Raw genomic sequence first — 26,257 nt, forward strand, 5'->3', positions numbered from 1 at the left:
AATTGGGGTAGAATTAAATACGATAATAAAGTATTTATGAAAGGAGAATTTATATGAAAACAGCAACAATCCAATTGGAAACTTTAACATGTCCATCATGTATGCAAAAAATTGAAGGTGCATTAAAGAATTTAGATGGAGTTGATAAAGAAACATTAAAGGTATTATTTAATTCTAGCAAAGTAAAGGTAAATTTTGATGAAGAGAAGGTTTCAATAGAAGATATAGAGTTGGCTATTAATAGGGTAGGTTTTGATGTATTGAAATCTAAAGTAAAATAAATATGATTCCCCTAGAATCGAAAGATTAAAGAGTTTCTGGTTCTAGGGGTTTTGCTATGAAAAATATTGATTATTGGGGAGAAAAAAGAGGTATTCTTTATAAAAAAGAAGGATTTTTCTAATTGAAATAGAATAATTAATTTGTTGCTATAATTTTCAAAAATAATTTTTTCTTTATAAATTCGATTTATACACAATAAATTCAAAACACATAAAAGTTTCTGCAGTACTATTAATGGAATAACATTGGAAAGGAGAAATGGATATGAAACTTTTCTTTATATCAGATATTCATGGATCAGCCTATTATTTGGCCAAAGCAATAGAAAGATTCCAAGAAGAAAAAGCAGATTATATCATTATATTAGGCGACCATTTGTATCATGGTGCCAGAAATCCATTACCTGCTGAATATAACCCCAAAAAGGTAATAGAAATTCTTAATAGCTTTGCAGATAGAATAATTGCAGTTAGAGGAAATTGTGATTGTGAAGTAGATGAAATGTTACTGAACTTTCCCATAATGGCTACTTATTCTACAATACTATATGATAATAGGCGATTATTTTTGACACATGGGCATATATATAATGAGAAGAATGTGCCTAAGCTCAAAGATGGAGATGTATTCATATTTGGTCATACTCATATACCACAATTAGAAAAGAAGGAAAACTTATATATAATTAATCCAGGCAGCATTACATTGCCAAAGGATAATAATCCTCATACATATGGAATATTGGAAAATAGTATATTTAGAGTTAAGGATTTGGAAGGGAATATCTATAAAGAGATTAATTTTTAAGATCTATATTTTAAATTAATAATATAGGATAGTTAATATAAATTTTATAAAGGGGGTAATTTTTTGCTTAGTAAAAAGGTTATAGAAAATGTACTTCTTGCAGCTCTTTCCACTGGCGCAGATTTTGCAGAAATATTTGTAGAGGATAGATTTAGTACAAATATCGATATGGTTGGAGGATATGTAGAAAATAGCATTTCTGGCAGGGATTTTGGTATAGGAGTTAGGATATTCCATGGATTAAATAGTGTTTATGCTTATACTAACAATTCAGAGGAAGATAATCTGATAAAGGTAGCAAAAGAAGCAGCCTTGGCAATAAAATCTAGTAAAAAGGACCTCGTATTAAATTTAATGAAATCTAAAGTGGATAATAGACATATAGTAAAAATAATGCCTAATAAGGCTGAAAAGGCAAGGAAAGTAGAGTTGCTTAAAAGGGGTTATGAAAGTGCAAAGTCCTATGATACCCTTATAAGCCAAGTTACATCTAACTATTTTGATGAAGTACAGCATGTATTAATAGCCAATACAGACGGATTGATGGTTGAAGACAGGCGAATAAGGACTAGATTTAAAATCCAGTCGGTGGCTTCAAAGGATGGAGAGACCCAGATTGGGTATTATGGGCCTGGAGCATCTATGGGATTTGAATTTTTCGATGTTATTGATGTAGAAGAAGTAGGTAAAGAAGCCTCTAGGATTGCCAAGACCATGATACTGGCTGATTATTGTCCAAGTGGAGTTATGCCAGTAGTCATTCATAATGAGTTTGGGGGAGTATTATTCCATGAAGCATGTGGTCATGGATTAGAAGCAACCTTTGTATCTAAGGGTACTTCTGTATTTGCTGGTAAATTAGGTGAGCAAGTAGCATCCCCTTTAGTCACCGCCATAGATGATGGCACTTTGCCTAATGAATGGGGTTCTCTAAATGTAGATGATGAAGGAACTCCAACCCAAAGGAATGTGCTTATAGAAAATGGGATTTTAAAATCCTATCTAATTGATAAATTGAATGGGAAACGAATGGGTATGGAATCGACTGGTTCTGGAAGAAGGCAGTCCTATAAGTTCCCTCCTACTTCAAGGATGAATAATACATTTATTGCCAACGGAAATTCAACCTTTGAAGAAATTATCTCCAATACTGAAAGAGGATTATTTGCTAAAAAGTTAGGGGGAGGTAGTGTAAATCCAGCTACTGGAGAATTTAATTTTGCAGTAATGGAAGGGTACTTAATAGAAAATGGGGAAATTACTAAACCAGTAAGAGGTGCAACTCTGATAGGAACTGGAATTAAAGTATTAGAGAATATAGACATGGTTGGCAATAACCAAACCTTTGGTCAAGGCGTATGTGGATCCTTAAGCGGTATGGTACCTACCAATGTGGGGCAACCCACTATTAGGATAAAAGCACTAACCGTTGGTGGAAGGAAGGGGGATGAATAGGATGAAATATAAAGGATTAGTGGATAAAATATTCGAAAAGGGAAAGAGCAAATTTGAGGATATGGAAGTCTATATAGAAAATAACAAGGAAATTGAAATAGCAGTGTTTAAGGGAGAAATAGATAGGTATAATATCTCTGAAACAGAAGGGCTATCTTTCAGAGGAATTAACAATGGCAAACTAGGCTATTCCTATACTGAGAAGGTGGATGAATCTTCTATTGACATGCTAATTGAAGAAGCTTATGAAAATGGGAAATATATTGATGCACAAGATAGGGAAATAATTTTTGAAGGCTCAGATAAATACAAAGACTTAGATGGTTTCAATCTTAGTCTTAAAGAAACACCTTTAGAGGATAAAATAGAATTTATTAAAGCTTTAGAAAAGGAAGCCTTTGAGTTGGATTCTAGAATTGTAGCTGTAAGCTATTGTATATATAAGGAAATGGAAAGCAGCAAGTACTTATATAATACTAAGGGTTTAAATTTAAGCAATAATGTGAATTTAGCCGTTGCTTATATTATGGTTGTTGCAAAAGAAGGAGAGGAAACAAAAACTGGACTTAGCTATAGAATAGCTAAGGATTTTTCATGTCTTGACTATAAAGGAATGGCGCAAGAAGCTGTTGAAGAAGCCTTATCCTATCTTGGGGCTAAATCAATAAAATCTAATGAGTATTCGGCTGTATTGAAAAATACAGTTTTTGCAGATATATTGTCAGCATTTAAATCTATATTCTTTGCTGACTATGTTCAAAAAGGGCTGTCCTTACTTAAGGATAAGGTAGGAAAACAAGTAGCTGTTAGCAATTTTACATTAGTAGATGACCCTTTTAATGAAGATGGCTTGGTTATAAATACATTTGACGATGAGGGTACTGCAACTAAATTTAATAAGATAATCGAAAATGGCATATTAAGAACTTATTTGTATAATTGGAGATCTGCTTTAAAGGATGGAGTTGAATCTACCGGAAATGGGTATAGGACATCCTATAAATCTCCTATATCCACTTCAACTTCTAATCTATATGTGGGGAAAGGAGACAAATCTTTAGAGGAAATATTAAAAACCATGGATAGAGGACTACTGATTACTGATGTGCAAGGATTACATTCTGGATTGGATCCGGTATCTGGAGATTATTCCCTTTCAGCTCTTGGTTACGAAATAGAAAATGGAAGAATAAAAAGACCAGTAAACCAAATAACTATTGCAGGAAATATATTTGAGACGTTAATGGATATTGAAGAAATAGGAAATGACCTTAGATTTTCCATGGATGGAGTAGGTTCCCCTAGCATAAAAGTTAAAAAGTTAGCAGTAGCTGGCGAATAATGATAAATAATCAGAATAAAAGAGTAGAAGGTTATAACCTTCTACTCTTTTATTCTGACCCATTGTTATCTTTATTTTCTTCTTTTGGTTCTACATAAACAACTGCTCTTTCCATTCGATGGTCTTTAATGGAAATTACTTTTATATGGAGATTTGCAACATCCAATTCTGGAGTACTTCCATCGACTGGTATAGTTCCTAGTAACCCAAATACGAATCCACCAAAAGTATCATATTCTTCAATATCAGGCAGTGCTACTTCCAACTGTTCAGCTACTAATTCCACTGGTGTATTTCCTTGGATTTTCCAAGTTCTTGAATCTATGCGTTCAATTAATGGTGGTTCTACTGGAATCGTATCATCATCATCGAGATTTCCTACTAACTGTTCCAGCAGGTCATTTATGGTTATAATACCGGTCATTCCCCCATAATCGTCTAAAACTACAGCAAAGTGATTTCTACTCTTCTTCATATTATGGAATAATATATCTGTTCGGACTGTTTCAGGTACAAAGTAAGGAGGACGTACTGCTTTTTCTAAAACTACCTTTCTCGATTTATCTTCTAATCTGAAATAATCCTTGGTATTTAACACTCCAATTATATTGTCAGTACTTTCATGACATACAGGATAATAGGTATGTCTACTTTGATGAATAGTCTTTTCCCAATCTTCCTCGCTTTCCTCAAGCCATAGTAGGCTCACTTCTGTTCTATGTGTCATTACGTCTTGAGCATACTTATTATCGAATTCAAAAATATTATTAATCATCTCATGTTCATTTGGATTTATATATCCCTTTATTCTTCCTTGGTCTACCATCATACGTATATCTTCCTCGGTTACAATTTCCTCATCAGCAGATGGATCTATTCCAATGAGCCTTAGGACGCCATTGGTGGATTTAGTAAGTATATATACAAGTGGGCTAGTAATTTTAGCTACAAATAATACAAGGCCTGAGATCATTAGTGAAACCTTTTCAGGATTCTTCATTGCAATCCTCTTAGGAACTAACTCTCCAAAGACTAAAGTAAAATAAGACAATATCACAGTAATAATCACAACAGATATGGTATTTAATGTGTTAACATTAATATTTAATTCTAATTTTATAACCAAATCTACTAAACGACCTGCAAAATTATCAGCAGCAAAGGCACTAGCAAGAAATCCAGCAAAAGTGATAGCTACTTGTATTGTTGATAGAAACCGAGAAGGCTCTTCCATTAGATGTAATATTCTGCTAGCACGTTTATTACCTTCCTTTTTCATTGCTTCCAATCTATTTTCATTCGATGATAAAACTGCAATTTCTGCACATGCAAAAATTGCATTAGTAAATATTAAGATTATTTGAAGTATAAGCTGCTTCCATAACGTACCTTCTGACAATTAAACGACCTCCTAAAGTAATAGTAAAAGTCAAAAAAGACACCTAGACAATGGCAGTAATGGAAAAACCAACTACCATTGTTAAGTGTCTTGGTTTTACAAAATTAGAATTATAGTTTTGAGATATTCCCTTTGTAAATTAATAAAAGTATTCTGACTCGGATATGGTGAATCGTCCACTTTATAGAACACTCCTTTTCTTATTATGAATGATAACATAAATTATCAACTTAGTCAATATGCCCTATTTATTGATTTTGATAAAGCTATGTATATAATTATGGGCATGATAAATACGATAAAAATAAGAAATTTGCTTTATAAATAACAGTTAATGGGTATATTATTTGGGTAAAAAATAAAACTGAAAAGGGGGAGAATTATTATGATGTGGAAGGAAAGGTATAGAATAGGTGTAGATGTAATAGACAACCAGCACAAGGAGCTTTTCGACAGATTATCTCGTTTTATTCAAACTGTACAAAAAGATACTATCTGGGAAGATAAAATGGATGATGTAAAGGAAACATTAGATTTTATGAAAGAATATGTTATTTACCATTTCAACGATGAAGAAAGATATCAAGAGGAAATAAATTATCCAGAATTGGAAGAACACAGGGAAGCACATGATAAATTTAGAGAAGGAATAAATGAATATGTTAGGATTTTTGAACAAGGGCAATTTAATGAGGAAAAGATAAAAGAGTTTGCTGCAAAATTAATGACATGGCTGATTATGCATGTGGGAAAGATGGACCAAAGAATCGGAGAATATGTTAGATCAAAGGGGGGCAATGCATAATGAAAGCAGAATATGTGAACTCATTTTATATAGCAACTAAAGATGTATTTCATTTAATGCTTGATCTAGATGTTGAAAGAGGTGATTTAGAAGTTGTAGAGGGTTTAGTTAGTAGCAAAAATGCCAATGTAGTTCTAGGCGTTACAGGGGATTTAAAAGGTTCTGTTCTTTTTAGTTTTACTAGGGATATGATATTGGAGATGGTTCGAATAATGTCAGGTTTAGAGATGAAGACGATAGATAATTTTGTTTCATCTGCCTTGGGTGAAGTTGCAAATATAATAGGAGGGAATGCTCTAACTAATTTAACTAGTTATAATTATGTTTGTGACCTTGCGCCTCCGCAGGTTATTATAGGGGAATATAAATCTCTATCAATGGCTAATAAAAAAGCTTTGCTTGTTCCAATTAAGACGGATATAGGAGAATTTGATATCAATATTTTTATTACAGATGATAAGAAGAAATTATAAACAACTACGCTTATTAACGATATGTAATTCAATAATACTTATCAAATACTTATCGAGAGCTATATATTAATTATCCATAGCTATTCCTATTGTTTAACGTCTAGTTTTATTATGAATTATGTTGTAGAATGCTAAGGGAGGTATGAACATTATTGATGTAGAACTCTAAAGATTTATATTGAAAAACTAGATAGATTAGATGATAATGAGTTCATTGGATGATAGGTAAAGGGATCCAGAAGTGAGGAAATAAAACTATGTGAGGGATACAAAAAATTAGATTTAGGGCAACAGCAAAATAAAAAATTTAAAGGTGTTGTGACACGACAGCTACTGAATTAGAGAGACATAGTAGATTAAAATCAATGGATAGTTATAGAATGCATTTGAAGAACTCAAATTTGAGTTCTTTTTATTTATTTATCGAATAACAAGTTGTGAAATATAGGTGCTTTTCATCTTGTTTGTTTTAGGATATTTAGGTTTTATCTATAGAATAGGATATAATAGGCCTTTTTTAGAGTTTAAGATTTATAGAAGGATAAACTTTTAATAGCCATAAAGAAATGCTAAAATTTTTAAGGAATAATAGAAGAAATTGAAAGGTAGAAAATGATATATAATATTTAAGCAGAGTAAACTAAAAATAATAGATATAGTTTGGAATGATTAAAATATGAATTAACATGAAGCCTCTTTTTGAGAGTCAGCAAAGAATCTTAAGCATCTAAGCTAATCCTGAATAATTGTGATCTATAAATTTTCGATTGGAAGAGGGAGAGGAGAATTATGATAACAAAAAAACAAGTAGATCATATTGCTGATTTATGCAAATTAAAGCTTTCTGAAGAAGAAAAGGAAAGAATAATTTATGAGTTTGCTTTAATTTTACAAAGCTTAGAGGAATTCAACAAAGTAGATCTAGAAAATGTAGAACCTACATTTGGGGTAAATAAAAATACTCAAAGGTTTAGAGAAGATATTGTAGAACCAACTTTAAGCAGGCAGGAAGTACTAGCAAACACAGTAGAAAAGCAATGTGGATATTTTAAACTGCTAAATATCGTTGAATAAAAGGGGTGAAACTATGGAAATTGTAAAATTATCTGCAGTAGAAATTAGGGAAAAAATATTGAAAAAAGAGCTATCTGCTGTAGAAGTAGTAAAGGCTTACCTCAATAGGATAGAAGAAATTGATAAGGATATAAATGCTTTTATTTCTGTATATAATGGGGAAGCATTAAAAGCTGCAGAAAGAGTAGATGAAAAGGTAAAAAATGGTGAAGAATTAGGAACATTAGCAGGGATTCCAATAGCTATAAAAGATAATATTGTAATGAAAGGTGTTAGAACTACCTGTGGTTCTAAAATGTTAGAAAATTTCATCTCCCCATATGATGCAACAGTAGTAGAGAGAATAAGAAATCAAAATGGAATAATTATAGGGAAAACTAATATGGATGAATTCGCCATGGGGTCAACTAATGAAACTTCATTTTTTGGTCCAACCAAAAATCCTATAAATACAAAACTAGTACCTGGAGGTTCATCAGGGGGATCAGCATCAGCAGTGAAAGCTAATGAAGTTGCTTTATCCTTAGGTACAGATACTGGAGGTTCTATTAGGCAACCTGCAGCTTATTGCGATGTTGTAGGTATTAAACCTTCCTATGGCTTAGTATCTAGGTATGGTGTTATCCCCTTAGCAAATACTTTAGATGCAGTAGGAGTTTTTGGAAGATATGTCGCTGATGCAGCTCTTATGCTTGCATCCATTGCAGGATATGATAAGAAGGATTCTACTTCTTATGAAAATCCCGTCGATTTAACATTTGAAAGGAATTTAGAGCCTTCAGAATATGTTAAGGGAATGCGAATTGGGATTCCAAAGGAAATTTATATTGATGAATTAGATGAAAGTTTAATAGGAAAGATGGGTAAAGTAATAGGGGTATTTGAGTCCCTGGGAGCTGATGTGGAAGAAATATCATTACCTCATTTTAAATATGGATTATCTACTTATCATGTCATATGTAGAGCAGAAACAAGCTCTAATATGGCCAGATTCGATGGTATAAGATATGGACATAGGGCAAAAGAGTATAAGAGCGTAGATGAATTATATAAAAATTCAAGAACTAAAGCCTTTGGTAAAGAGGTCAAAAGAAGGATACTAATGGGAACTTATTATTTGAGTATTGGCCATGGAAGGGATTATTATGAAAAAGCATTAAAGATGAGAACATTAATTATCGATGACTTCAATGAAGTTTTCAAAGACTATGATGTAATATTAACACCTACATCTCCTATATTACCCTTTAAAATAGGAAAGTTAAAGGATGAGTTTACAGTTAAAGATTTTACAAGCATCTTTGCAGTACCGGTAAATCTAGCGGGATTATGTGCCATGAGTATTCCCTGTGGATATGTAGATGGACTTCCAGCAGGACTTCAAATAATCGGAGATAGATATAAGGAAATGAACATTATAAAAGCTGGTCTTGCACTTGAAGGAGGGATAAAAAATGGCATATAAAACTGTGATAGGTCTTGAAATCCATGTTGAGTTAGCTACCAAAACTAAAATGTTTTGTGGTTGCCCCAATACCTTTGGTAGAGAAGCTAATACTAATTGTTGTCCTGTTTGTTTAGGTTTACCAGGAGCTTTGCCTGTAGTTAATACAAGAGCGGTGGAATATGCTATTAAAGCAGGAATTGCCTTTAATTGCAAAATTAATACAAAAACTAGAATGGATAGAAAAAACTATTTCTATGCGGATTTAGTTAAGGGATACCAAATTTCTCAAAATGAGATACCTTTATGTGAAGAAGGATATGTTGAGATAGAATTAGAGTGTGGCGCAAAACAAATAGGGCTTCAAAGAATTCAAATGGAAGAAGATACTGGAAAACTTATTCATACAACAGATGGGGATACTTTAATAGACTTTAATAGATGTGGAGTACCATTAATTGAAATTGTAACTAAACCAGAAATGAATACTCCAGAAGAAGCTAGGTTATTTTTGGAGAAACTAAGATCCACGCTAAAATATATTGAAGTATCAGACTGTAAAATGGAAGAAGGTTCCCTTAGATGTGATGTAAATATAAATGTTGTAGATACTAAAACGGGAGCAAAGACAAATATTACAGAGATAAAGAACTTAAACTCATTCAAAGCAGCAGTAAAAGCAATTGAGTACGAAAAAATGAGACATATTCAACTTCTAAAGGAAGGTAAAAATACAGTAAGAGAAACCAGAAGGTGGGATGAAGTTAATAATGAAACTATAACCATGAGAGTAAAATATGAAGCAGAGGATTATAGGTTTGCTGTAGATGGAGACTTGATGCCAATAGAAATATCTCAAGAATGGATTGAGGAAATAAAAAATAAGGTTCCCGAACTACCTCATGATAAAAAAGAAAGATTTGTGAGAGAATATAGTCTATCAGAATATGATGCTGGTGTATTAACAGCCTCAAAGGAATTAGCTTCATTCTATGAAGAAACAATTAAATATATAGATGATGTAAAACTAGTCACCAATTGGATTATGGGAAATGTTCTACGAAGATTAAAGGATGAAGATATAGAAATACAAGATACTAAATTAACTCCTAAAGCCTTGGCACAACTGATATCTTTAATTAATTCTGGAAAAATAAATAATAATACTGGAAAGAAAGTCTTGAGAGAAGTATTTGAAACAGGCAAATATCCTGAAGAAATTGTTAAAGAAAAAGGCTTAACTCAAATTAGGGATGAGTTTCAAATTTTAGAAATAGTCGAAAATGTATTAGACGAAAATAAGCAATCCATTATAGATTATAGAAATGGCAAAGATAGAGCCTTAAGCTTTTTAATAGGTCAAGTAATGAAGGTTTCAAAAGGAAAGGCTAATCCTCAATTAGTAAGCAAAATGATATTAGATTTGATAGATAAAAAATAATAGGTTCCTTAAAGGACATATTATATTTAAGATGGGTTAGCGTGACAAAACAAAGAAAGGTTATTGGCATATAGCCAATAGCCATATTCTTACCATAGCCATACTAATGTTAGGTTTGAAAAACAATGATATTTAAGTTTTCTTAAATATCTATTCCTCCGTCTACTCTTAATAACTGTCCTGTAACAAATGTAGAATCATCGCTAGCTAGGAATAAAGCTGCTGTGGCGATTTCTTGTGATGTTCCTACTCTCTTAAGTGGTGAGCCTTCAATTAGATGAGAAACTGCGTTTTCACCTCCTACGCTTTCTAACATGGCTGTCATTATTGCTCCTGGCAATATAGCATTAACTCTAATTTCAGGTCCAAGTTCCCAGGCCATGGATTTTGACAATCCTGCAAGTGCATGTTTTGATGAAACGTAGGATGCTGTTCCATGATGTGCATGGGCTCCAGCTACAGAACTTATATTTATTATAACGCCTTTTCCTTTTTTCTTCATTATTGGAGCAACTAACTGTGTTAAATACAGGGGTGCAGTTACATTTACTCTAAAGATATTTTCCCATTCTTCTATGGATAAATCTATAAGAGGTGTTATGCTTAGCATTCCTGCATTATTTACCAATACATCTACTGTATCGTATTCTTCTATAGTACGATTGAATATTCTCTTTACATCGTTTAAATCTAGCATATTAGCAATTACATAAATGGCTTCATGTCCTTCTCCTTTATCTCTTCTACTAATTCTTTTACCCTTTCTTCATTTCTGCCTGTAACGATTACCTTTGCGCCTTCTCTCGCAAACAACTCAGCAGTAGCTCTCCCCATACCAGAGATAGAACCGGTAACAATAGCTACCTTTCCCTTTAATTTCATTATTGTCCCTCCTTATATTTCTAATTTATGTCGATTTCTTCACGTTAATTATATAACAAACAACATTTAATACTATTGATAAATTTGATTAAACGATTAATTAATAAACATCAAAATTAACAGAAAAGCTATAATATCTTTCTGGAACTTTATACCAATTCTTGAAAACACTTAAGGATTATACGATAAATATGATCAAATTTATTGTGCACAGTATTAAAAGCTTTATTCCTTAATTATTAAATCTTGAAAGATGACCAACATATTTTTTAGTTGTACTTATCAAGGAAATAGGTTTTATTTTTTGTTATAATGGCATTTTTGGTTGTATGATTAAACTTTTCTAATATATAATATATTTAATGATAAAGAATTTAAAATGGTTTCTATTGATATTCTGAATGGGGAATTGAAGTTTTTTATGATAATGGTACTTTGACTTATTTAATATTTGTGTTGAAATCTGTACGTTTAAGTTCTTTTTAATTTTTTTGATGGATTGTTTATTTAGGCTTAATGGGCAATATAGTAAAATTTAATTTTTAAAATTACTGAAAATTAACAATTATATGCAAAGCCAATTAGTCGGATATTTTTAGTGGCTTTGCTCCTAAAGATTTCTATGTCCCTTAATTGATTTGAGGTTATGGAGTGAAACTTTTTTGATGAAGCAATAAAATACTTGCATGAAAAGGAGGAGGTATTATTGAATTTATTATTAAACAAGTTTAAAGAAGTAGCTATTGCAGTTGTACCAATAAGTATATTAGTAATTATATTAAGCCTTACTGTAGTCCCCATAGAACTAGATATGTTTATAAGATTTTTAATTGGTGCTACAACAGTTATATTAGGCTTAGGAATTTTTTTGTTTGGTGCAGAAATTGGGATTACACCTATTGGGAACTTGATGGGAGAAAATTTAGCAAGAAGCAACAGGGTGTTAATTGTAGGGATATTAGGCTTTTTATTAGGTTTTATGATTACTATAGCAGAGCCAGATTTGCAAATACTAGCTTACCAAGTGAGAGATGCATCTGGCGGAATTCTTTCTGCTTATTCAATATTAATAGTCGTATCTGTTGGAGTAGGTATTATGGTGGCCGTAGGTTTATTAAGAATTATATTTGAAGTACCACTTAATAAAACCTACACAATGGCGTATTTTATTATTTTTATTCTAGGGGTAATGGTTTCTGAGGAATTTTTGGCGATTTCAGTAGACGCTTCGGGAGCTACTACTGGTGCTATGACAACACCTTTTATACTAGCTCTCGGTTTAGGAGTTTCTCAGTTAAAAGGTGGTAAAACCGAAGAGGAAGATAGCTTTGGATTAGTTGGAATGGCTTCAACTGGACCTATACTTGCAATTATGTTGATGAGCGTAATATCAGGTTTAACCGATATACAAGGACAAGCTGAGGCGTTTGTGCCCCATGCTGGCATTTTATATCCCTATATAGAAGCATTTTCAGAACTAGCTAAGGAATCCATTAAGACGTTGTTACCCATTACTGTGATATTTTTAATTTTTAATGCCAACAAATTTAAATTAAATAGAGCTAGCAGAAATAGAATATTAAAAGGACTCTTATATACTTATATTGGATTAGTTTTGTTTTTAGTAGGGGTCAATGCAGGATTCATGGAAGTAGGAAGGGTTATGGGGTATGGTATTGCGAGTTTAGGCAAACCATGGTTACTCCCTTGCATAGGATTTTTATTGGGGCTTGTAGTTGTATTAGCTGAGCCAGCAGTTCATGTATTAACAGAACAGGTGGAAGATGTTACAGGGGGTTATATCAAGAAAAAGGCTATATTAGCTACATTGTCTTTAGGAATTGGATTTGCTGTTTCTATGTCTATGATGAGGATAATGTTTCCAGGATTAAAATTATGGCATTTTTTGCTCCCGGGTTTTGCTATTGCTATTATAATTAGTTATATTGTTCCTCCTATTTTTGTTGGGATAGCTTTTGATTCAGGTGGAGTTGCATCTGGCCCTATGACGGCTACTTTTGTGTTAGCCTTTGCCCAGGGAGCTGCCGATGCTATTCCAACGGCCAATGTGTTGATAGATGGATTTGGAGTTATTGCTATGGTGGCTATGACTCCATTAGTAGCAATACAGATGTTAGGCTTCCTATTTAAAATTAAAGCCAAGAAAAGAGGTGTTGAAATTGATGACAGCTATTGATATGAGGTTTTGTTTATATTGTGTTATTGCAGATTTTGGTAAGGGAACAAAAATCTTAAGAAAATCAAAGGAATTAGGTACAAGTGGAGGTACATTTGTTTTAGGAAGAGGTACTGTTAACAGCAGTTTGCTTAAATTTCTTGGTTTGGATGAGACAAGAAAAGAGATTTTGATGATGATTATAGAGGAAGAATTGGAAGAAATATTCCACAAGGAATTAACAAAAGAATTCTCTTTTGACAAGCCTCACCATGGAATAGCTTTTTCTATTCCATTGAAGAGAGTATTAGGGTTTAAGGGGTTAAAATTTAAGTCGAATCATGAAGAGAAAGGTGGTAATACTATGGGAATTGAAGCTATTGTGACAATTGTAGATAGAGGATTATCGGAAGATGTTATAGAAGCGGCAAGAAGTGCTGGTGCAACGGGAGGAACTGTATTACATGGAAGAGGATCTGGAATACATGAGAAGGAAAAGTTATTCAATATGGAAATAGAACCAGAAAAGGATATAGTATTAATATTATCGGAGGCAGAAAACACCGAGCCCATAATAAATTCAATTAATGACAAATTAAATATTGAAAAACCTGGAGCAGGTATTTTATTTGTAGTAGATGTAAACAGGGCTATTGGATTATTTGTAAAAAACAAATGATGAAAATCCTTTATAGGGTTTTCTTTTTTTATCGAATTTTTATTTTCCCTTAAAAGATTGCAGTAATTATTCAAATTTTATATACTTAACTAGAGGTGACGTAATTTGAAATTTAATGGAAGGATTTTTTTTGTATCCCTATTGGTTGGATTAGCATCCCAAGTTAGCATAGGATTGATGATTAACGATTTTAGAGTTTCAGCAGGTATTATTGCATTAGTCATTTTGCTTCTTTATTATGAAAACTTGAAGCCAGTTCAAACAGGCCTTTTATCTGGTTTCATGGTTTATATATTTAGATTGTTTTTATATTTATTAACCAATGGAAATATTAAAGATGTGATCGTTTCTTATCAATTGGAAATACTGTTTTATTTATTTTATTCCTTCATCTACGCCTTATTAATAGATAAAGTAGATAAAAATAATATAAATTCTGTTTTTATGGTTTTAATCATTAGCGATTTTAGTGCAAATCTGGTAGAAATGTTTACTAGAACTAGATTCTTAATAACATATTACCAATGGCAAATTATTCCTACTTTATTAATAATAGCCTTGGCTCGTTCGGGAATTATTTGGGCTGCATTAAATATGTTTAAATATTACAGAATGTTTCTCATTAAAGAGGAACATGAAGAAAGGTATAAAAGGTTATTATGGTTAACATCTGAATTAAAAACTGAAGTGTATTGGATAGAAAAGAATATGGATAATATAGAAAGGGTTATGTCTGAGTCATATAAATTGTTTGAGAAAATCAAATTAAACGTAGAAAAGGAAAGTTGGGCTTCAATGGCTCTTTCAATTGCTAGAGATATACATGAAATAAAGAAAGAAAATTTGTTAGTTGTTCGAGGGATTAAACAGATTACGGAGAATCAATTTGACGATAAAGGTATGAACTTTAAGGATATAATAAACATATTGTCTGAGACCATGAAAAGGGAAATAAATAGGATTAAGAAAAATGTTGAACTTGTATTCCACTTACAAGATGATTTTTATACTTTAAAGCATTATTATATTATGTCCATATTACGCAATCTAATTATGAATAGTATTGATGCAATGCCTGATTTGAAAGAAGGAGCTAAAATCGAAGTAATTCATAGAATGGAAAAGGATCAGCATGTATTAATTGTTGCTGATAATGGAAGTGGAATAGAAGAGGAAAATTTAAAGCATATTTTTTCGCCTGGATTTTCCACGAAAATCGATTACAGTACAGGTGAGATCAATAGAGGTTTAGGGTTGAGCGTTGTTAAATATATAGTTGAAGAACTGTTAAAAGGGAGTATAGAAGTAAGTTCTGTAAAAGGGAAGGGAACCAATTTTATTATGTATATTCCTAGGGAGTCGCTGGAGGTAGATTTAGATGAAAATATTCATAGTAGAAGATGACAGCAACGTTGTAAAGATATTGGAAAAGATAATCATTGACAGGAACTTGGGAGATGTTGTAGGGAAAGCATACGATGGAATATCTGCTTTAGAGGATATACTGAAACTTAAACCTGATATTGTATTGGTAGATCTGCTTATGCCAGGAAAGGATGGCATTACATTGATAAAGGAAGCAAAGAGTTTTTATAGCGATGTTCAGTATATTATGATTTCCCAAGTATCTTCAAAGGACATGATTGCTAAAGCATATGAAAGTGGAATAGAATATTATATTTCAAAGCCTATAAATGCTATTGAAGTTGAGACGGTAATTAGGAAGGTCATAGAAAAGCTCCAAATGAATAAGAAATTGGATTTGATCCAAAATCTATTTGTATCCGATTCTAATGTTTCAAATGAGAATTATGATAGTAGTATTAAGGCAATAGAAAGGGTTATGGAAAGGATTGGGATTATTGGGGAGGCAGGAAGCCGAGATATTATCACATTAGCAAAATATTTAATTGATACAGACCAAAATATGTCAGATTTAACGATAAAGGAACTTTGCAATAAGTTTACTAATAATCCAAAAACTATGGAACAGAGGATAAGAAGAACTGCAACTGTTGGACTGATAAATCTGGCAAATTTAGGAATAGAAGATTATATGAATGAGATTTTTACGGAGTATTCTAATGGATTATATAGCTTTGAACAAATTAAGACGGAAATGGATTATATTAGGGGTAAAAGTAATAAGAGGGGTAAAGTAAATATAAAGAAATTCATAGATGGAATGGTTTATTATGGCAAGAGGGAATCATAAAGGACAGATGGGAGTAGAATCCCATCTATTTTTTTGACTAAATTTTTATCTCTAGTGAAACTTTTTGTAACTATTTGAAGATAGTCTATTATAATTAGTCACAACAATAATATTGGAGGTTATATTATGGATTTTGTCAAAGAAATAGTTGGTTTTGTAAATACTATTTTATGGGATTATATTTTAATATTTGGGCTAATTGGCATAGGGGTTTATATGACAATTAAACTTAGATTTCCACAGTTTACAAGAGTTTTTCCTGCCTTGAAGAAGATGATCTTAGATGTTGTTAAGAAAGAGCCAGTTGAAGAGGGAAAAATGACTCCTTTTCAAGCTTTATCCACTGCTGTTGCAGCGCAAGTTGGTACAGGCAATATAGTAGGGGTAGCAACGGCAATAGCTGCAGGTGGTCCTGGAGCAGCATTTTGGATGCTAGTTTCTGCTTTTTTTGGAATGACCACCATATTTAGTGAATCCGTATTAGCACAAAAATATAGAGAATTAAAGAATGGAGAACTAGTTGGTGGACCAGCATACTATATAAGAAATGGAATAAAATCAAAGAAATTAGCCATGTTTTTTGCAATAACTTGTATATTAGCATTAGGTATAGTTGGTATAATGGTGCAGTCCAATTCAATTGCAGTTTCAGTTAGCAATGCCTTTGGGGTGCCAAATTTTCTTATTTCTATTGGGCTTGCTATAATTGTAGCTCTCATACTTGTAGGAGGTATGGGAAGGATTGCTGCTTTTGCAGAGAAAATTGTACCTTTCATGGCTGGTTTCTATATTGTTGGAAGTTTGTTGGTAGTTCTTATTAATATAGGCAATTTTCTTCCTGCTATAAAAAGTATATTCCTTGGAGCTTTTAAGCCATCAGCAATAGGTGGTGGAGTACTTGGAATTACTATACAGCAAACTATTAGATTTGGGTTGGCTAGAGGATTGTTTACAAATGAAGCAGGCATGGGTTCAACTCCTCATTCACACGCAGTTGCAGATGTAGGGCATCCAGCAGAACAAGGATTTACTGCTATGATAGGTGTATTTATATCAACTTTCCTAATTTGTTTGTCTACGGTTATGGTAAACCTTACTTCAGGCGCATATAATCCAAATATCTCTGCAGCAGAAATGTCTCAAAGCGCAACAATCATGACCCAATCAGGTTTTGTAATTGGATTTGGTACATTTGGTGGAATATTTTTATCCATATGTTTAACGTTTTTCTCGTTAACTACAATAGTAGGATGGTATTTTTTTGCTGAATCCAACGTCAAGTATGTTTTTAATTCACATCCGATAACAATAGCTGGGTTTAAGGCCTTAGTAGTGGTTGCACTAATATTAGGTACCATGATTGATGCAGGATTTGCATGGGAATTAGCTGATATGTTTATGGGCATAATGGCACTACCCAATATTATAGCATTGTTCTTATTATCTAAAGAAGTAGTTACAATGCTAAACGATTATGATACATGCGTTAAGAAAGGGAGGATTTATTGGGATTATCAGTATCAAAACATTGCCTCAGAAACAGCTAATAGAGGTCGCAAGTTAGGGAGAGAATTGGGTACTACAACAATAAAATAATAGAGAATTTTATAGCTAAGCATATCCGATATAACCGAAATATATTATAAAGATATGGGGTTGTATCGGATTTTTTTATTTATATATTAGTAAATGAAAAGTTTAGAAATGATTTTAGCATTGGTTTTTAAAAAGAGGTAAGCAGGGGATGATACTATTAGTAATCCGGTGATGTATTTGCCCATGAAGTGAGGTTTTATTATGGGATGTGATTACAAACTTTATGAGCCAGCTTGGTGTCTAGGGTGCGGTAATCTTATGATAAGGACAGCCTTAAAACAAGCTTTAGAGGAACTGAAAATCCAACCTTATCAGGTGGTTATTGTATCAGGAATAGGTCAAGCAGCTAAAATGCTCCATTATATTAGAGCAAATGGATTTAATGGATTGCATGGTAGAGCCATACCTCCTACAATAGGAATTAAGCTAGTTAACAGGGATTTAAAGGTTATTGTAGAGTCTGGAGATGGAGATACATACGGACAAGGTGGAAATCATTTTATTCACACTATTAGGAGAAACATAGACATAGCCATTTTGTTCATAATTAATCAGATTTATGGATTAACTAAAGGTCAGGCTTCTCCTACGACTGCTATGGGGCAAAAAAACATTACAATTTGATGGGGTAAAGCTTTAGCCTATATAACCTTTAGCTTTGGCTTTAACTATGGGGTAGGTTTTGTTACGAGAGGTTTTTCGGGAGATATATCTCATTTATAAGTCTAATTAAGGAAGCCATAAAATATACAGGATATACATTAGTAAATATATTACAACCCTGCGCAGTGTGGAATAGGGTAGATACCTTTGCATGGTATAAGAAAAGGATATATTATCTAGATGAGGATTACGACTATACCAATAAAGATAAAGCATATAAAAAGGCATTGGAATTTGGCGATAGAATCCCTTTAGGAATATCATATAAAGCAGAAAAGAAAACTTATGAAGATAGATTTCAATTTATAAAGGATGGTCCACCTCTTGTTGATAGAGAATTAGATCCAATGGATGCAGAAAAATTGATGGAGGAATTTATATAAAAGGTATGGAGTCAAATAGGCTCCATACCTTTTAGCCAACAGATTTAGTTGCAATTAAATTGGCATTGGTATTCAATATGTTTGTTAAAATTAAATCTCCTACTTCAACGGGCAATTCTACCTCTAAGCCCCTTATCACATCCATTACTTGGAAGATCTTATCCTTTGGAATGCCTTTGTCGGTTCTTACTGATAACATATTATTAGATATTCCTCTTATTCTTACAGTAGATGTAAGAACTCTGGTAGGATTAGTCATTTCTTCAATTGCGTATTTCAACCCTCTATTACATTTATTGCCATTAACTTTATATCCATCTTTAGATGTAGAATCCTTTTCAATGATTAAATTGCATCCAATAGGACATACTATGCATATCTTTTCTATTTTGTCCATTTTAATCCCTCCCGTCATTTAAGATAAATCGTAATTTCTTTTTGGGCTATCCCAGCTAGTGAGTTTTTTTCTAGAAAGATGGATTCCATTTGTGATGGAAATACTTGATTTTTCTTTATTCTTTTTATTACTTTTCCATTAGATTCTATTAAAATCTCAATGCCTCTATAAATATTGTTTACCCTATAGAATAGTTTCAAATTCTCGTTTAAGTTATCAGTATTTATATATTGGGGAATGACATATCTAATACCATTACCTGTACGTAATCTTACTCTATTTGTTTCAATGACTTTCCTTTTATTAATCCTTTCAATATATTCAAAGGCTTTTTCACCAGCTTTATAGGCTTCCATGGTTACATTATCTACTAAGTCATGGACATGGAGCACATTACCACAGGCAAATATTCCTTCAACACTGGTTTCTAAAGAATCATTTACTATGGGTCCAGAAGTAAGGGGATCAATTTTGATGCCTGCACTTTTGGACAATTCATTTTCAGGAATAAGTCCTACTGAAAGGATTAAGGTATCGCATTCAATATATTTTTCTGTTCCTTTTATTATATTCCTATTTTTATCAACCTTTGCTAAAACTACTCCTTCTAATCTATTCTTGCCTTTAATCTCTATTACAGTATGTTCTAACAGTAAGGGAATGTTAAAGTCTTCTAAACACTGGACGATATTTCTATTTAACCCATTAGGATAAGGCATTATTTCAGCTACAGCTTCTACTTTCGTACCTTCTAGGGTTAATCTTCTTGCCATAATCAGTCCAATGTCACCAGAACCTAAAATTACAGCTTTTTTACCTACCATATATCCTTCCATGTTAATAAACCTTTGGGCAGTTCCAGCGGTAAATATTCCGCTAGGTCTAGAACCGGGAATATTAATTGCTCCTCTGGGTCTTTCTCTACATCCCATGGCTAGGATTATTGCTTTTGCTTGAATCTTAAAAAATCCATCTTTCGAATTGATTACAGATAATTCTTTATTATTGTTTATATCTAATACGAATGTATTTAACTTATAATCTATGTTAAGCTCTTTGATTTCGTCTATAAAAATCTTTGCATATTCGGGACCAGTTAGCTCTTTTTTGAAAAGATGCAGTCCAAAGCCATTATGGATACATTGATTTAAAATCCCTCCCAATTCTCTATCCCTTTCTATAATCAATATATCTTTTATACCTTTTTTCCTTGCGCTAATTGCAGCGGCTAAACCAGCAGGCCCCCCTCCAATAATTACTAAATCATAATTCAAATTTGTCACCTCCATCATGATTATTTGGTCTTACCAGTTAATATATAAGAACCTAGACCATCCTTTAGAGTTTTTTCTATTTCCTCATTCATTTCCCTTGCTAATATCTCCATTACACGAGGCAAACAAAAACCTCCTTGACATCTACCGGAACCAGGTCTTGCTCTTCTTTTAATTCCATCAACAGTTCTTGCACCGGCCTTCCTATGGATAGCATCTAATATTTCTCCTTCCGTTACTGTTTCACAACGGCAAATTATATTACCATATTTAGGATTTTCTTTTATCAATCGATCCTTTTCTTCATCAGAAAGTTCTGCAAATCTAATCACTTTTTTTCTATAAGGGTTGAAATTTTTACTCTCATTCAATCCACCATAAATATTACCAACTAGATTTACGACATATTCAGCTATGGCAGGGGAAGCAGATAATCCTGGCGATTTAATGCCTGCGACATTTATAAATCCTGGGGAATCTTCCACTTCTTCAATTATGAAATCTCCTGTATCTGGTTCAGCCCTAACTCCTGCAAAAGTTGTAATAACTTGTTCAAACGGGATATTAGGTACGGATCTTGTAGCTACTTCTTTTATATATTTTAATCTGAGAGTTTCTGTTCTCGTATCTTCCCTTTCTTCTATTATTTCACTATCAGGACCTACTATTAAATTTCCATGAACTGTTGGAGTTACTACTACTCCTTTTCCTTTTTCAGTTGGGCATTGGAATATTACTTTATTAACTAGATTTCCTGCCATTTTATCTAATAGGTAGTACTGTCCCTTCTTAGGAATAATATTTAATTTTTTGTCGGATACCATATTGTTTAACTTATCAGCATATATTCCAGCGCAGTTAACTATAATTTTAGTTATTATGTTTCCTAGATTGGTAACGATTTTATAGCCGTTATTTGATTTAGTAATATCTTGTACTTCTGTATTTAATTTAAGCTCAACACCATTTTCCATTGCATTTTCTGCTAGTGCAATTGCCAATTCCCAAGGTCCAATAATGCCAGCGGTTCTGGCATATAAAGCACCCTTAACATCATCGGATATATTTGGTTCTATTTTCTTAGCTTGTTTTCCATCTAAAATTTCCATCTGAGGTATTTTGGATTTTAATCCATTTTCAAATAATTTTTCTATAGTTATTAAGTCTTCTTGATTAAAGGCAAGGACTAAGGACCCAATCCGTTTGAAGGGCACATCCAACTCTTTACAAATCTTATCAAACATAGGATTACCTCGCACATTGAAATACCCCATTTTACTATTATAAGGAGCATCGAATCCAGCGTGTATTATGGCAGTATTTGCTTTAGTAGTCCCGTTAGAGATATCGTTTTCTTTATCTATGAGTAATATTTTTAATTCATATCTGGACAATTCTCTAGCAATGAAAGTTCCAGTTATTCCAGCGCCAACTATGACTACATCATACATAACAAGACCTCCTTTAAAAGAAATATAAAAAAACCACACCTTACCCTTTTCGGGCAAAAGTGTGGTTCTCGATTCTCAACCATGGTATTTAATTTTCTTACTATTATTATATAATTATGTTGAAAGAAAGTAAAGTAGAAAAATAAAAATTTAAAATATTCATAATACTAGCAAGTTTATCATATACTGTACCAAATGTTGATACATTATTATATTTACAAAAAAGATACCCAAGAAAATCGTAGTATTTTTTAAAAGTATTTGAATGTTTTTAGAGCTTAATCATAAATTTCCAAAATATTCTTGACATAAAACTTGATTTATGGTATTATTCGTAATAAATATAAGAATTTTGCAAATTTATATTCGGTGGAGAAGAAGAGAGCCGCAATTTATTTAACCTACTTTATTATAAGGTTAAATAGTTGTGGCTTTTTATGCTTATATGCACAAGTTACTTTCCTTACCATATGTTTAAAATAGGGTACATAAATTGTCATTTTAAATAAAAAGTATTATAATAGGGGTGATTTTTTGAAAAAGATAATCAATGGCAGTGATAAGGTAGTAGAGGAAATGCTTCAGGGGATGGTAAAAGCTCATCCAGAATTTATAAAAAGGGTAGAGAATAGCAATGTTCTAATCAGAAAGGATTCACCAGTAAAGGGAAAAGTTGCTCTAATAAGTGGAGGCGGAAGTGGGCACGAACCTTCCCATGGAGGTTTTGTAGGCCTAGGTATGTTAGATGGAGCTGTGGCAGGTGAGGTGTTTACATCTCCAACACCTGAAGAGGTTTATAAGGGAATTAAAGCTGTAAATGGAGGAAAGGGTGTACTGTTAATTATTAAAAATTATACCGGAGATGTGATGAACTTTGAAATGGCAGCAGAAATGGCTGAAATGGAAGGAATTAAAGTAGAAAAAGTAGTAGTAAATGACGATGTAGCTATGGAGGATTCAACTTATACTGTAGGCAGAAGGGGAATAGCAGGAACAGTCTTAGTTCATAAAATAACAGGAGCAGCAGCAGAAAGGGGATTGGATTTATTAGAGGTTAAAAGGGTGGCAGAAAAGGCAATAGAAAATACTCGTTCTATGGGAATGTCTTTAACACCATGTGTAGTTCCTGCAGCAGGGAAACCCAGCTTCGAGATAGGAGAAGACGAAATGGAAATAGGACTAGGCATTCACGGAGAGCCGGGAACTCATAAGGAAAAGATAAAAACAGCAAATAAAATAACAACCATATTATTAGATAAGATAATAAAGGATATGAAACTAAAAAATAAAGAAGTTGCTGTATTGGTCAATGGATTAGGAGGAACACCACTAATGGAACTATATATAGTTAATAGGGAAGTTCATAGGATCTTGGAAGATCAGGGAATAAAGGTATATAAGACAATAGTAGGCAATTATATGACATCTTTAGAGATGGCTGGGATATCGATTTCATTACTAGAATTAGATGAAGAACTAAAGGGATTTTTAGATGATAGAGCCTATACACCTGCATTTCGACAAATATAGCATACCAATGGAGGGGATAAAATGGGCGACACTTCATTATTATTAGAAATAGTAAAGAATATGTCAAAAAATATAATAGAAAGTAAAGAACTATTAACTGAACTGGATAGGGTTATAGGAGATTCAGACCATGGAATAAATATGGCTAAGGGTTTCAGTGCAATCAATGACAAACTAGAGGAAATGGAAGGGAAAGATTGGGGCTGTATTCTAAAGACCGTAGCCATGACTCTGATATCTACAGTAGGAGGTGCTTCTGGGCCTCTATATGGTACAGGTTTTTTAAGGGCTGCTACAGTAGTGGAAGGAAAAAAGGAAATAGATAAGGATGATGTCGTAAATATGTTTGATGAAGCAATTAAAGGTATAAAGATGAGAGGAAAATCCAACAGAGGGGATAAAACCATGTTAGACGCACTAATCCCTGCTTATGAAGCCCTTAAGTTAGCTTACGAAGAAGGACAAAATAGCCTTAAAGCATTTAAAAGAGCCGAAGAATCAGCATTGGAAGGCGTTGAATATACTAAAACCATTATAGCTAAGAAGGGGAGGGCCAGTTATCTTGGTGAAAGGAGCCTGGGACACCAAGATCCCGGGGCTACTTCAAGCTACATTATTATCAAATCTATAACTGAGATATTAGAGAAAAATTAGGAGGGGAATCGTGATTGGATTAGTAGTTGTATCACATAGCAGGAAAATTGCAGAAGGGGTAGTGGAACTTATATATGAAATGGTAGATAAAGATTTCAAAATAATACCTGCGGGGGGCACCAGTGACGGCAGGATTGGAACTGATCCCATAATGATTAAGGAAGCTATAGAAAAAGCTTATGATGGGGATGGAATAGGGATAATTGTAGATATAGGAAGTTCTCTAATGAACGCTGAATTAGCTATAGAATTGCTAGAAGAGGAAATAAGAAAGAAAGTAATAATTTTAGATACCCCTATTGTAGAAGGTAGCATATCTGTAGCAGTACAAGCATATATATCTAATAATATGGAGGAAGTTTTAAAAGCTGCAGAAGAAGCACGAACAACTAAAAAGTTGCAGGAGCAATTTTAACTCATAGTTTAGAGGGGGAAAAGTAATGGGAAATTTTTTTAACGCTATAAGCCAAAACCCGATTATTGCAGCAATTAATGATTTGGATAAATTAGATAAGGTTATTCAATCGCCTTGTAAAGCTGTGTTTTTACTAACGGGAAATATATTGGATTTAAGTTTTATTGTTTCTAAGTTAAAGGAAAATGCTAAGCTAGTATATGTTCATGTAGATTTGATAGATGGGCTTTCAAAAGACGAGGTGGCAATAAAATTCCTCAATACTCATGTTAAACTAGATGGAATAATAACTACTAAGGCTAATTTGGTGAAAGTTGCTAAGGAGTTAAAGCTATTTGTTATTCAAAGATTATTCATATTAGATTCTTTAGCCTTAGATTCTGGTATTAACGCTGTAAAAACTACGAGGCCCAATGCGGTAGAAATACTCCCTGGCATTATGCCAAAAATAATAGAAAATATAACTTCAGAAACTAATATTCCAGTAATTACTGGAGGCCTTATTAAGGAGAAAGAAGATGTAATATCAAGCCTTAAAGCAGGGGCCATAGCCATATCTACTAGCAATGAAAAGGTTTGGTATATGTAGGATAGCAGATTCAAGGAGGTGGTGGTGAAAGTTTTTTTATTATTAAACTTAAATATGGCTTAAAAATTAATTAAAGGGGGAAAACCGATGTCTAATATGGGTATGTATTTTGGTGAATTTTTTGGTACAATGTTACTAATCCTCTTGGGGGATGGAGTAGTTGCAAATGTTGTATTAAAGGATTCGAAAGGGAATAATTCAGGCTGGATCGTAATAACTACAGCTTGGGGCTTGGCAGTTGCAGTAGCAGCTTATACTACTGGTTGGGTTAGTGGAGCTCACCTTAATCCGGCTTTAACTATAGGCTTTGCTGCAATTGGGAACATTTCTTGGTCTTTAGTTCCAGGATACATAGTAGCACAACTGTTAGGGGCTTTTGTTGGTGCTGTTTTAGTATATTTAACCTATAAAGACCATTTCGCAGCTACTGAAGATAAGGATGCAAAACTTGGAGTTTTTTGTACTGCTCCAGCTATTAGAAACAAGGTATCCAATATGATTACCGAGATAATAGGAACTGCTATGTTAGCAATTGGAATTTTAGGTATTAATCATATGAATAATGGGGTAGGAGCTTTGTCAGCTTTATTAGCGGGTTTTTTAGTGTGGAGCATAGGTTTAAGCTTAGGTGGGCCTACAGGCTATGCTATTAATCCTGCTAGAGATTTAGGACCAAGAATTGCCCATGCAATACTTCCTATATCAGGAAAAAGGGATTCAGACTGGGGCTATGCACTGATTCCAGTAATTGGACCAGTAATTGGTGGAGTATTGGGGGCTTATGTATATCAACTATTTTTAAGCCTATGGGTATAAACAATATATTTAAAG

The 26,257-nt window shown here is 33.0% G+C and carries 25 protein-coding genes and 1 pseudogene; 21 read left to right on the plus strand and 5 right to left on the minus strand.

Features of this window, described 5'->3' with window-relative positions; translation table 11 throughout:
* Window positions 1-53: 53 nt before the first annotated feature.
* From BLV68_RS10650 to BLV68_RS10665, 4 genes are all read left to right on the plus strand, one after another.
* Complete coding sequence (locus BLV68_RS10650; protein ID WP_093753644.1) at window positions 54-281, plus strand: heavy-metal-associated domain-containing protein; 228 nt, start codon at window positions 54-56, stop codon at window positions 279-281.
* A 265-nt stretch (window positions 282-546) separates the two neighbouring features.
* A complete protein-coding gene (gene yfcE, locus BLV68_RS10655) occupies window positions 547-1,089 on the plus strand; it encodes a phosphodiesterase (protein WP_093753646.1) in 543 nt (180 codons plus the stop codon).
* A gap of 63 nt (window positions 1,090-1,152) precedes the next feature.
* Complete coding sequence (locus BLV68_RS10660; RefSeq protein WP_093753648.1) at window positions 1,153-2,544, plus strand: TldD/PmbA family protein; 1,392 nt, start codon at window positions 1,153-1,155, stop codon at window positions 2,542-2,544.
* Between the two features lies 1 nt (window position 2,545).
* Complete coding sequence (locus BLV68_RS10665) at window positions 2,546-3,886, plus strand: TldD/PmbA family protein (protein ID WP_093753650.1); 1,341 nt, start codon at window positions 2,546-2,548, stop codon at window positions 3,884-3,886.
* Window positions 3,887-3,935: 49 nt separating this feature from the next.
* On the opposite strand, the gene BLV68_RS10670 is transcribed toward BLV68_RS10665, so the two are convergent.
* Complete coding sequence (locus BLV68_RS10670) at window positions 3,936-5,285, minus strand: hemolysin family protein (RefSeq protein ID WP_093753652.1); 1,350 nt, start codon at window positions 5,283-5,285, stop codon at window positions 3,936-3,938.
* 385 nt (window positions 5,286-5,670) lie between these two features.
* Between BLV68_RS10670 and BLV68_RS10675 the strand changes: the two genes are divergently transcribed.
* The 5 genes from BLV68_RS10675 to gatB all read left to right on the plus strand — a co-directional run bounded on the left by BLV68_RS10675 (window position 5,671) and on the right by gatB (window position 10,522).
* A complete protein-coding gene (locus tag BLV68_RS10675; RefSeq protein WP_093753654.1) occupies window positions 5,671-6,090 on the plus strand; it encodes a bacteriohemerythrin in 420 nt (139 codons plus the stop codon).
* Entirely contained in the window at window positions 6,090-6,563 is a 474-nt protein-coding gene (locus tag BLV68_RS10680) for a chemotaxis protein CheX (RefSeq protein ID WP_093753656.1), read from the plus strand. Before BLV68_RS10675 ends, BLV68_RS10680 begins: the two co-directional genes overlap by 1 nt.
* A gap of 789 nt (window positions 6,564-7,352) precedes the next feature.
* The gene (gene gatC, locus BLV68_RS10685) at window positions 7,353-7,637 is read left to right on the plus strand and encodes an Asp-tRNA(Asn)/Glu-tRNA(Gln) amidotransferase subunit GatC (RefSeq protein ID WP_093753658.1); all 285 of its coding nucleotides are present in this window, start codon (window positions 7,353-7,355) and stop codon (window positions 7,635-7,637) included.
* A 13-nt stretch (window positions 7,638-7,650) separates the two neighbouring features.
* A complete protein-coding gene (gene gatA / locus BLV68_RS10690; protein WP_093753660.1) occupies window positions 7,651-9,102 on the plus strand; it encodes an Asp-tRNA(Asn)/Glu-tRNA(Gln) amidotransferase subunit GatA in 1,452 nt (483 codons plus the stop codon).
* On the plus strand, window positions 9,092-10,522 hold the full coding sequence (gene gatB / locus BLV68_RS10695; protein ID WP_093753662.1) for an Asp-tRNA(Asn)/Glu-tRNA(Gln) amidotransferase subunit GatB: 1,431 nt from the start codon (window positions 9,092-9,094) through the stop codon (window positions 10,520-10,522). The genes gatA and gatB overlap by 11 nt, the downstream gene beginning before the upstream one ends.
* 142 nt (window positions 10,523-10,664) lie before the next feature.
* On the opposite strand, the pseudogene BLV68_RS10700 reads toward gatB, so the two are convergent.
* A pseudogene (locus BLV68_RS10700) lies at window positions 10,665-11,353 on the minus strand (SDR family NAD(P)-dependent oxidoreductase); the annotation flags it as partial.
* Window positions 11,354-12,110: 757 nt separating this feature from the next.
* Between BLV68_RS10700 and BLV68_RS10705 the strand changes: the two are divergent.
* From BLV68_RS10705 to BLV68_RS15995, 7 genes are all read left to right on the plus strand, one after another.
* On the plus strand, window positions 12,111-13,601 hold the full coding sequence (locus tag BLV68_RS10705; RefSeq protein WP_093753664.1) for a DUF1538 domain-containing protein: 1,491 nt from the start codon (window positions 12,111-12,113) through the stop codon (window positions 13,599-13,601).
* A complete protein-coding gene (locus tag BLV68_RS10710) occupies window positions 13,588-14,259 on the plus strand; it encodes a P-II family nitrogen regulator (RefSeq protein WP_093753666.1) in 672 nt (223 codons plus the stop codon). Before BLV68_RS10705 ends, BLV68_RS10710 begins: the two co-directional genes overlap by 14 nt.
* A gap of 105 nt (window positions 14,260-14,364) precedes the next feature.
* Window positions 14,365-15,663 carry a sensor histidine kinase gene (locus BLV68_RS10715; protein ID WP_234949889.1) on the plus strand — a complete coding sequence of 433 codons (1,299 nt, stop codon included), beginning with the start codon at window positions 14,365-14,367 and terminating at the stop codon, window positions 15,661-15,663.
* A complete protein-coding gene (locus BLV68_RS10720) occupies window positions 15,638-16,474 on the plus strand; it encodes a response regulator (protein WP_093753668.1) in 837 nt (278 codons plus the stop codon). Before BLV68_RS10715 ends, BLV68_RS10720 begins: the two co-directional genes overlap by 26 nt.
* Window positions 16,475-16,600: 126 nt before the next feature.
* Window positions 16,601-18,070 carry an alanine/glycine:cation symporter family protein gene (locus BLV68_RS10725; protein WP_093753670.1) on the plus strand — a complete coding sequence of 490 codons (1,470 nt, stop codon included), beginning with the start codon at window positions 16,601-16,603 and terminating at the stop codon, window positions 18,068-18,070.
* 201 nt (window positions 18,071-18,271) lie between these two features.
* Complete coding sequence (locus BLV68_RS15990) at window positions 18,272-18,694, plus strand: thiamine pyrophosphate-dependent enzyme (RefSeq protein ID WP_234949890.1); 423 nt, start codon at window positions 18,272-18,274, stop codon at window positions 18,692-18,694.
* Between the two features lie 164 nt (window positions 18,695-18,858).
* Window positions 18,859-19,116, plus strand: coding sequence for a hypothetical protein (locus BLV68_RS15995; protein ID WP_234949891.1), 258 nt, complete (start codon window positions 18,859-18,861; stop codon window positions 19,114-19,116).
* Between the two features lie 31 nt (window positions 19,117-19,147).
* Here the strand turns inward: BLV68_RS15995 and BLV68_RS10735 are convergent, their stop codons facing one another.
* The 3 genes from BLV68_RS10735 to BLV68_RS10745 are packed head-to-tail and all read right to left on the minus strand — an operon-like array spanning window position 19,148 to window position 22,238.
* The gene (locus tag BLV68_RS10735; RefSeq protein WP_234949892.1) at window positions 19,148-19,513 is read right to left on the minus strand and encodes a DUF1667 domain-containing protein; all 366 of its coding nucleotides are present in this window, start codon (window positions 19,511-19,513) and stop codon (window positions 19,148-19,150) included.
* Window positions 19,514-19,527: 14 nt separating this feature from the next.
* Complete coding sequence (locus BLV68_RS10740) at window positions 19,528-20,802, minus strand: NAD(P)/FAD-dependent oxidoreductase (protein WP_200773764.1); 1,275 nt, start codon at window positions 20,800-20,802, stop codon at window positions 19,528-19,530.
* Between the two features lie 5 nt (window positions 20,803-20,807).
* Window positions 20,808-22,238: an NAD(P)/FAD-dependent oxidoreductase gene (locus tag BLV68_RS10745; RefSeq protein WP_093753676.1), complete on the minus strand. Its 1,431-nt coding sequence runs from the start codon at window positions 22,236-22,238 to the stop codon at window positions 20,808-20,810.
* A 534-nt stretch (window positions 22,239-22,772) separates the two neighbouring features.
* Between BLV68_RS10745 and dhaK the strand changes: the two genes are divergently transcribed.
* From dhaK to BLV68_RS10770, 5 genes are all read left to right on the plus strand, one after another.
* Window positions 22,773-23,768, plus strand: coding sequence for a dihydroxyacetone kinase subunit DhaK (gene dhaK, locus BLV68_RS10750; RefSeq protein WP_093753678.1), 996 nt, complete (start codon window positions 22,773-22,775; stop codon window positions 23,766-23,768).
* A 21-nt stretch (window positions 23,769-23,789) separates the two neighbouring features.
* Window positions 23,790-24,422, plus strand: coding sequence for a dihydroxyacetone kinase subunit DhaL (gene dhaL, locus BLV68_RS10755; protein ID WP_093753680.1), 633 nt, complete (start codon window positions 23,790-23,792; stop codon window positions 24,420-24,422).
* A gap of 10 nt (window positions 24,423-24,432) precedes the next feature.
* A complete protein-coding gene (gene dhaM, locus BLV68_RS10760; protein WP_093753682.1) occupies window positions 24,433-24,837 on the plus strand; it encodes a dihydroxyacetone kinase phosphoryl donor subunit DhaM in 405 nt (134 codons plus the stop codon).
* Window positions 24,838-24,862: 25 nt separating this feature from the next.
* Window positions 24,863-25,426 carry a glycerol-3-phosphate responsive antiterminator gene (locus BLV68_RS10765; protein ID WP_093753684.1) on the plus strand — a complete coding sequence of 188 codons (564 nt, stop codon included), beginning with the start codon at window positions 24,863-24,865 and terminating at the stop codon, window positions 25,424-25,426.
* 87 nt (window positions 25,427-25,513) lie between these two features.
* Window positions 25,514-26,242: an MIP/aquaporin family protein gene (locus BLV68_RS10770; protein ID WP_093753686.1), complete on the plus strand. Its 729-nt coding sequence runs from the start codon at window positions 25,514-25,516 to the stop codon at window positions 26,240-26,242.
* Window positions 26,243-26,257 lie beyond the last annotated feature (15 nt).

The organism is Tepidimicrobium xylanilyticum, assembly GCF_900106765.1.
Taxonomy (GTDB): Bacteria; Bacillota; Clostridia; order Tissierellales; family Tepidimicrobiaceae; genus Tepidimicrobium; species Tepidimicrobium xylanilyticum.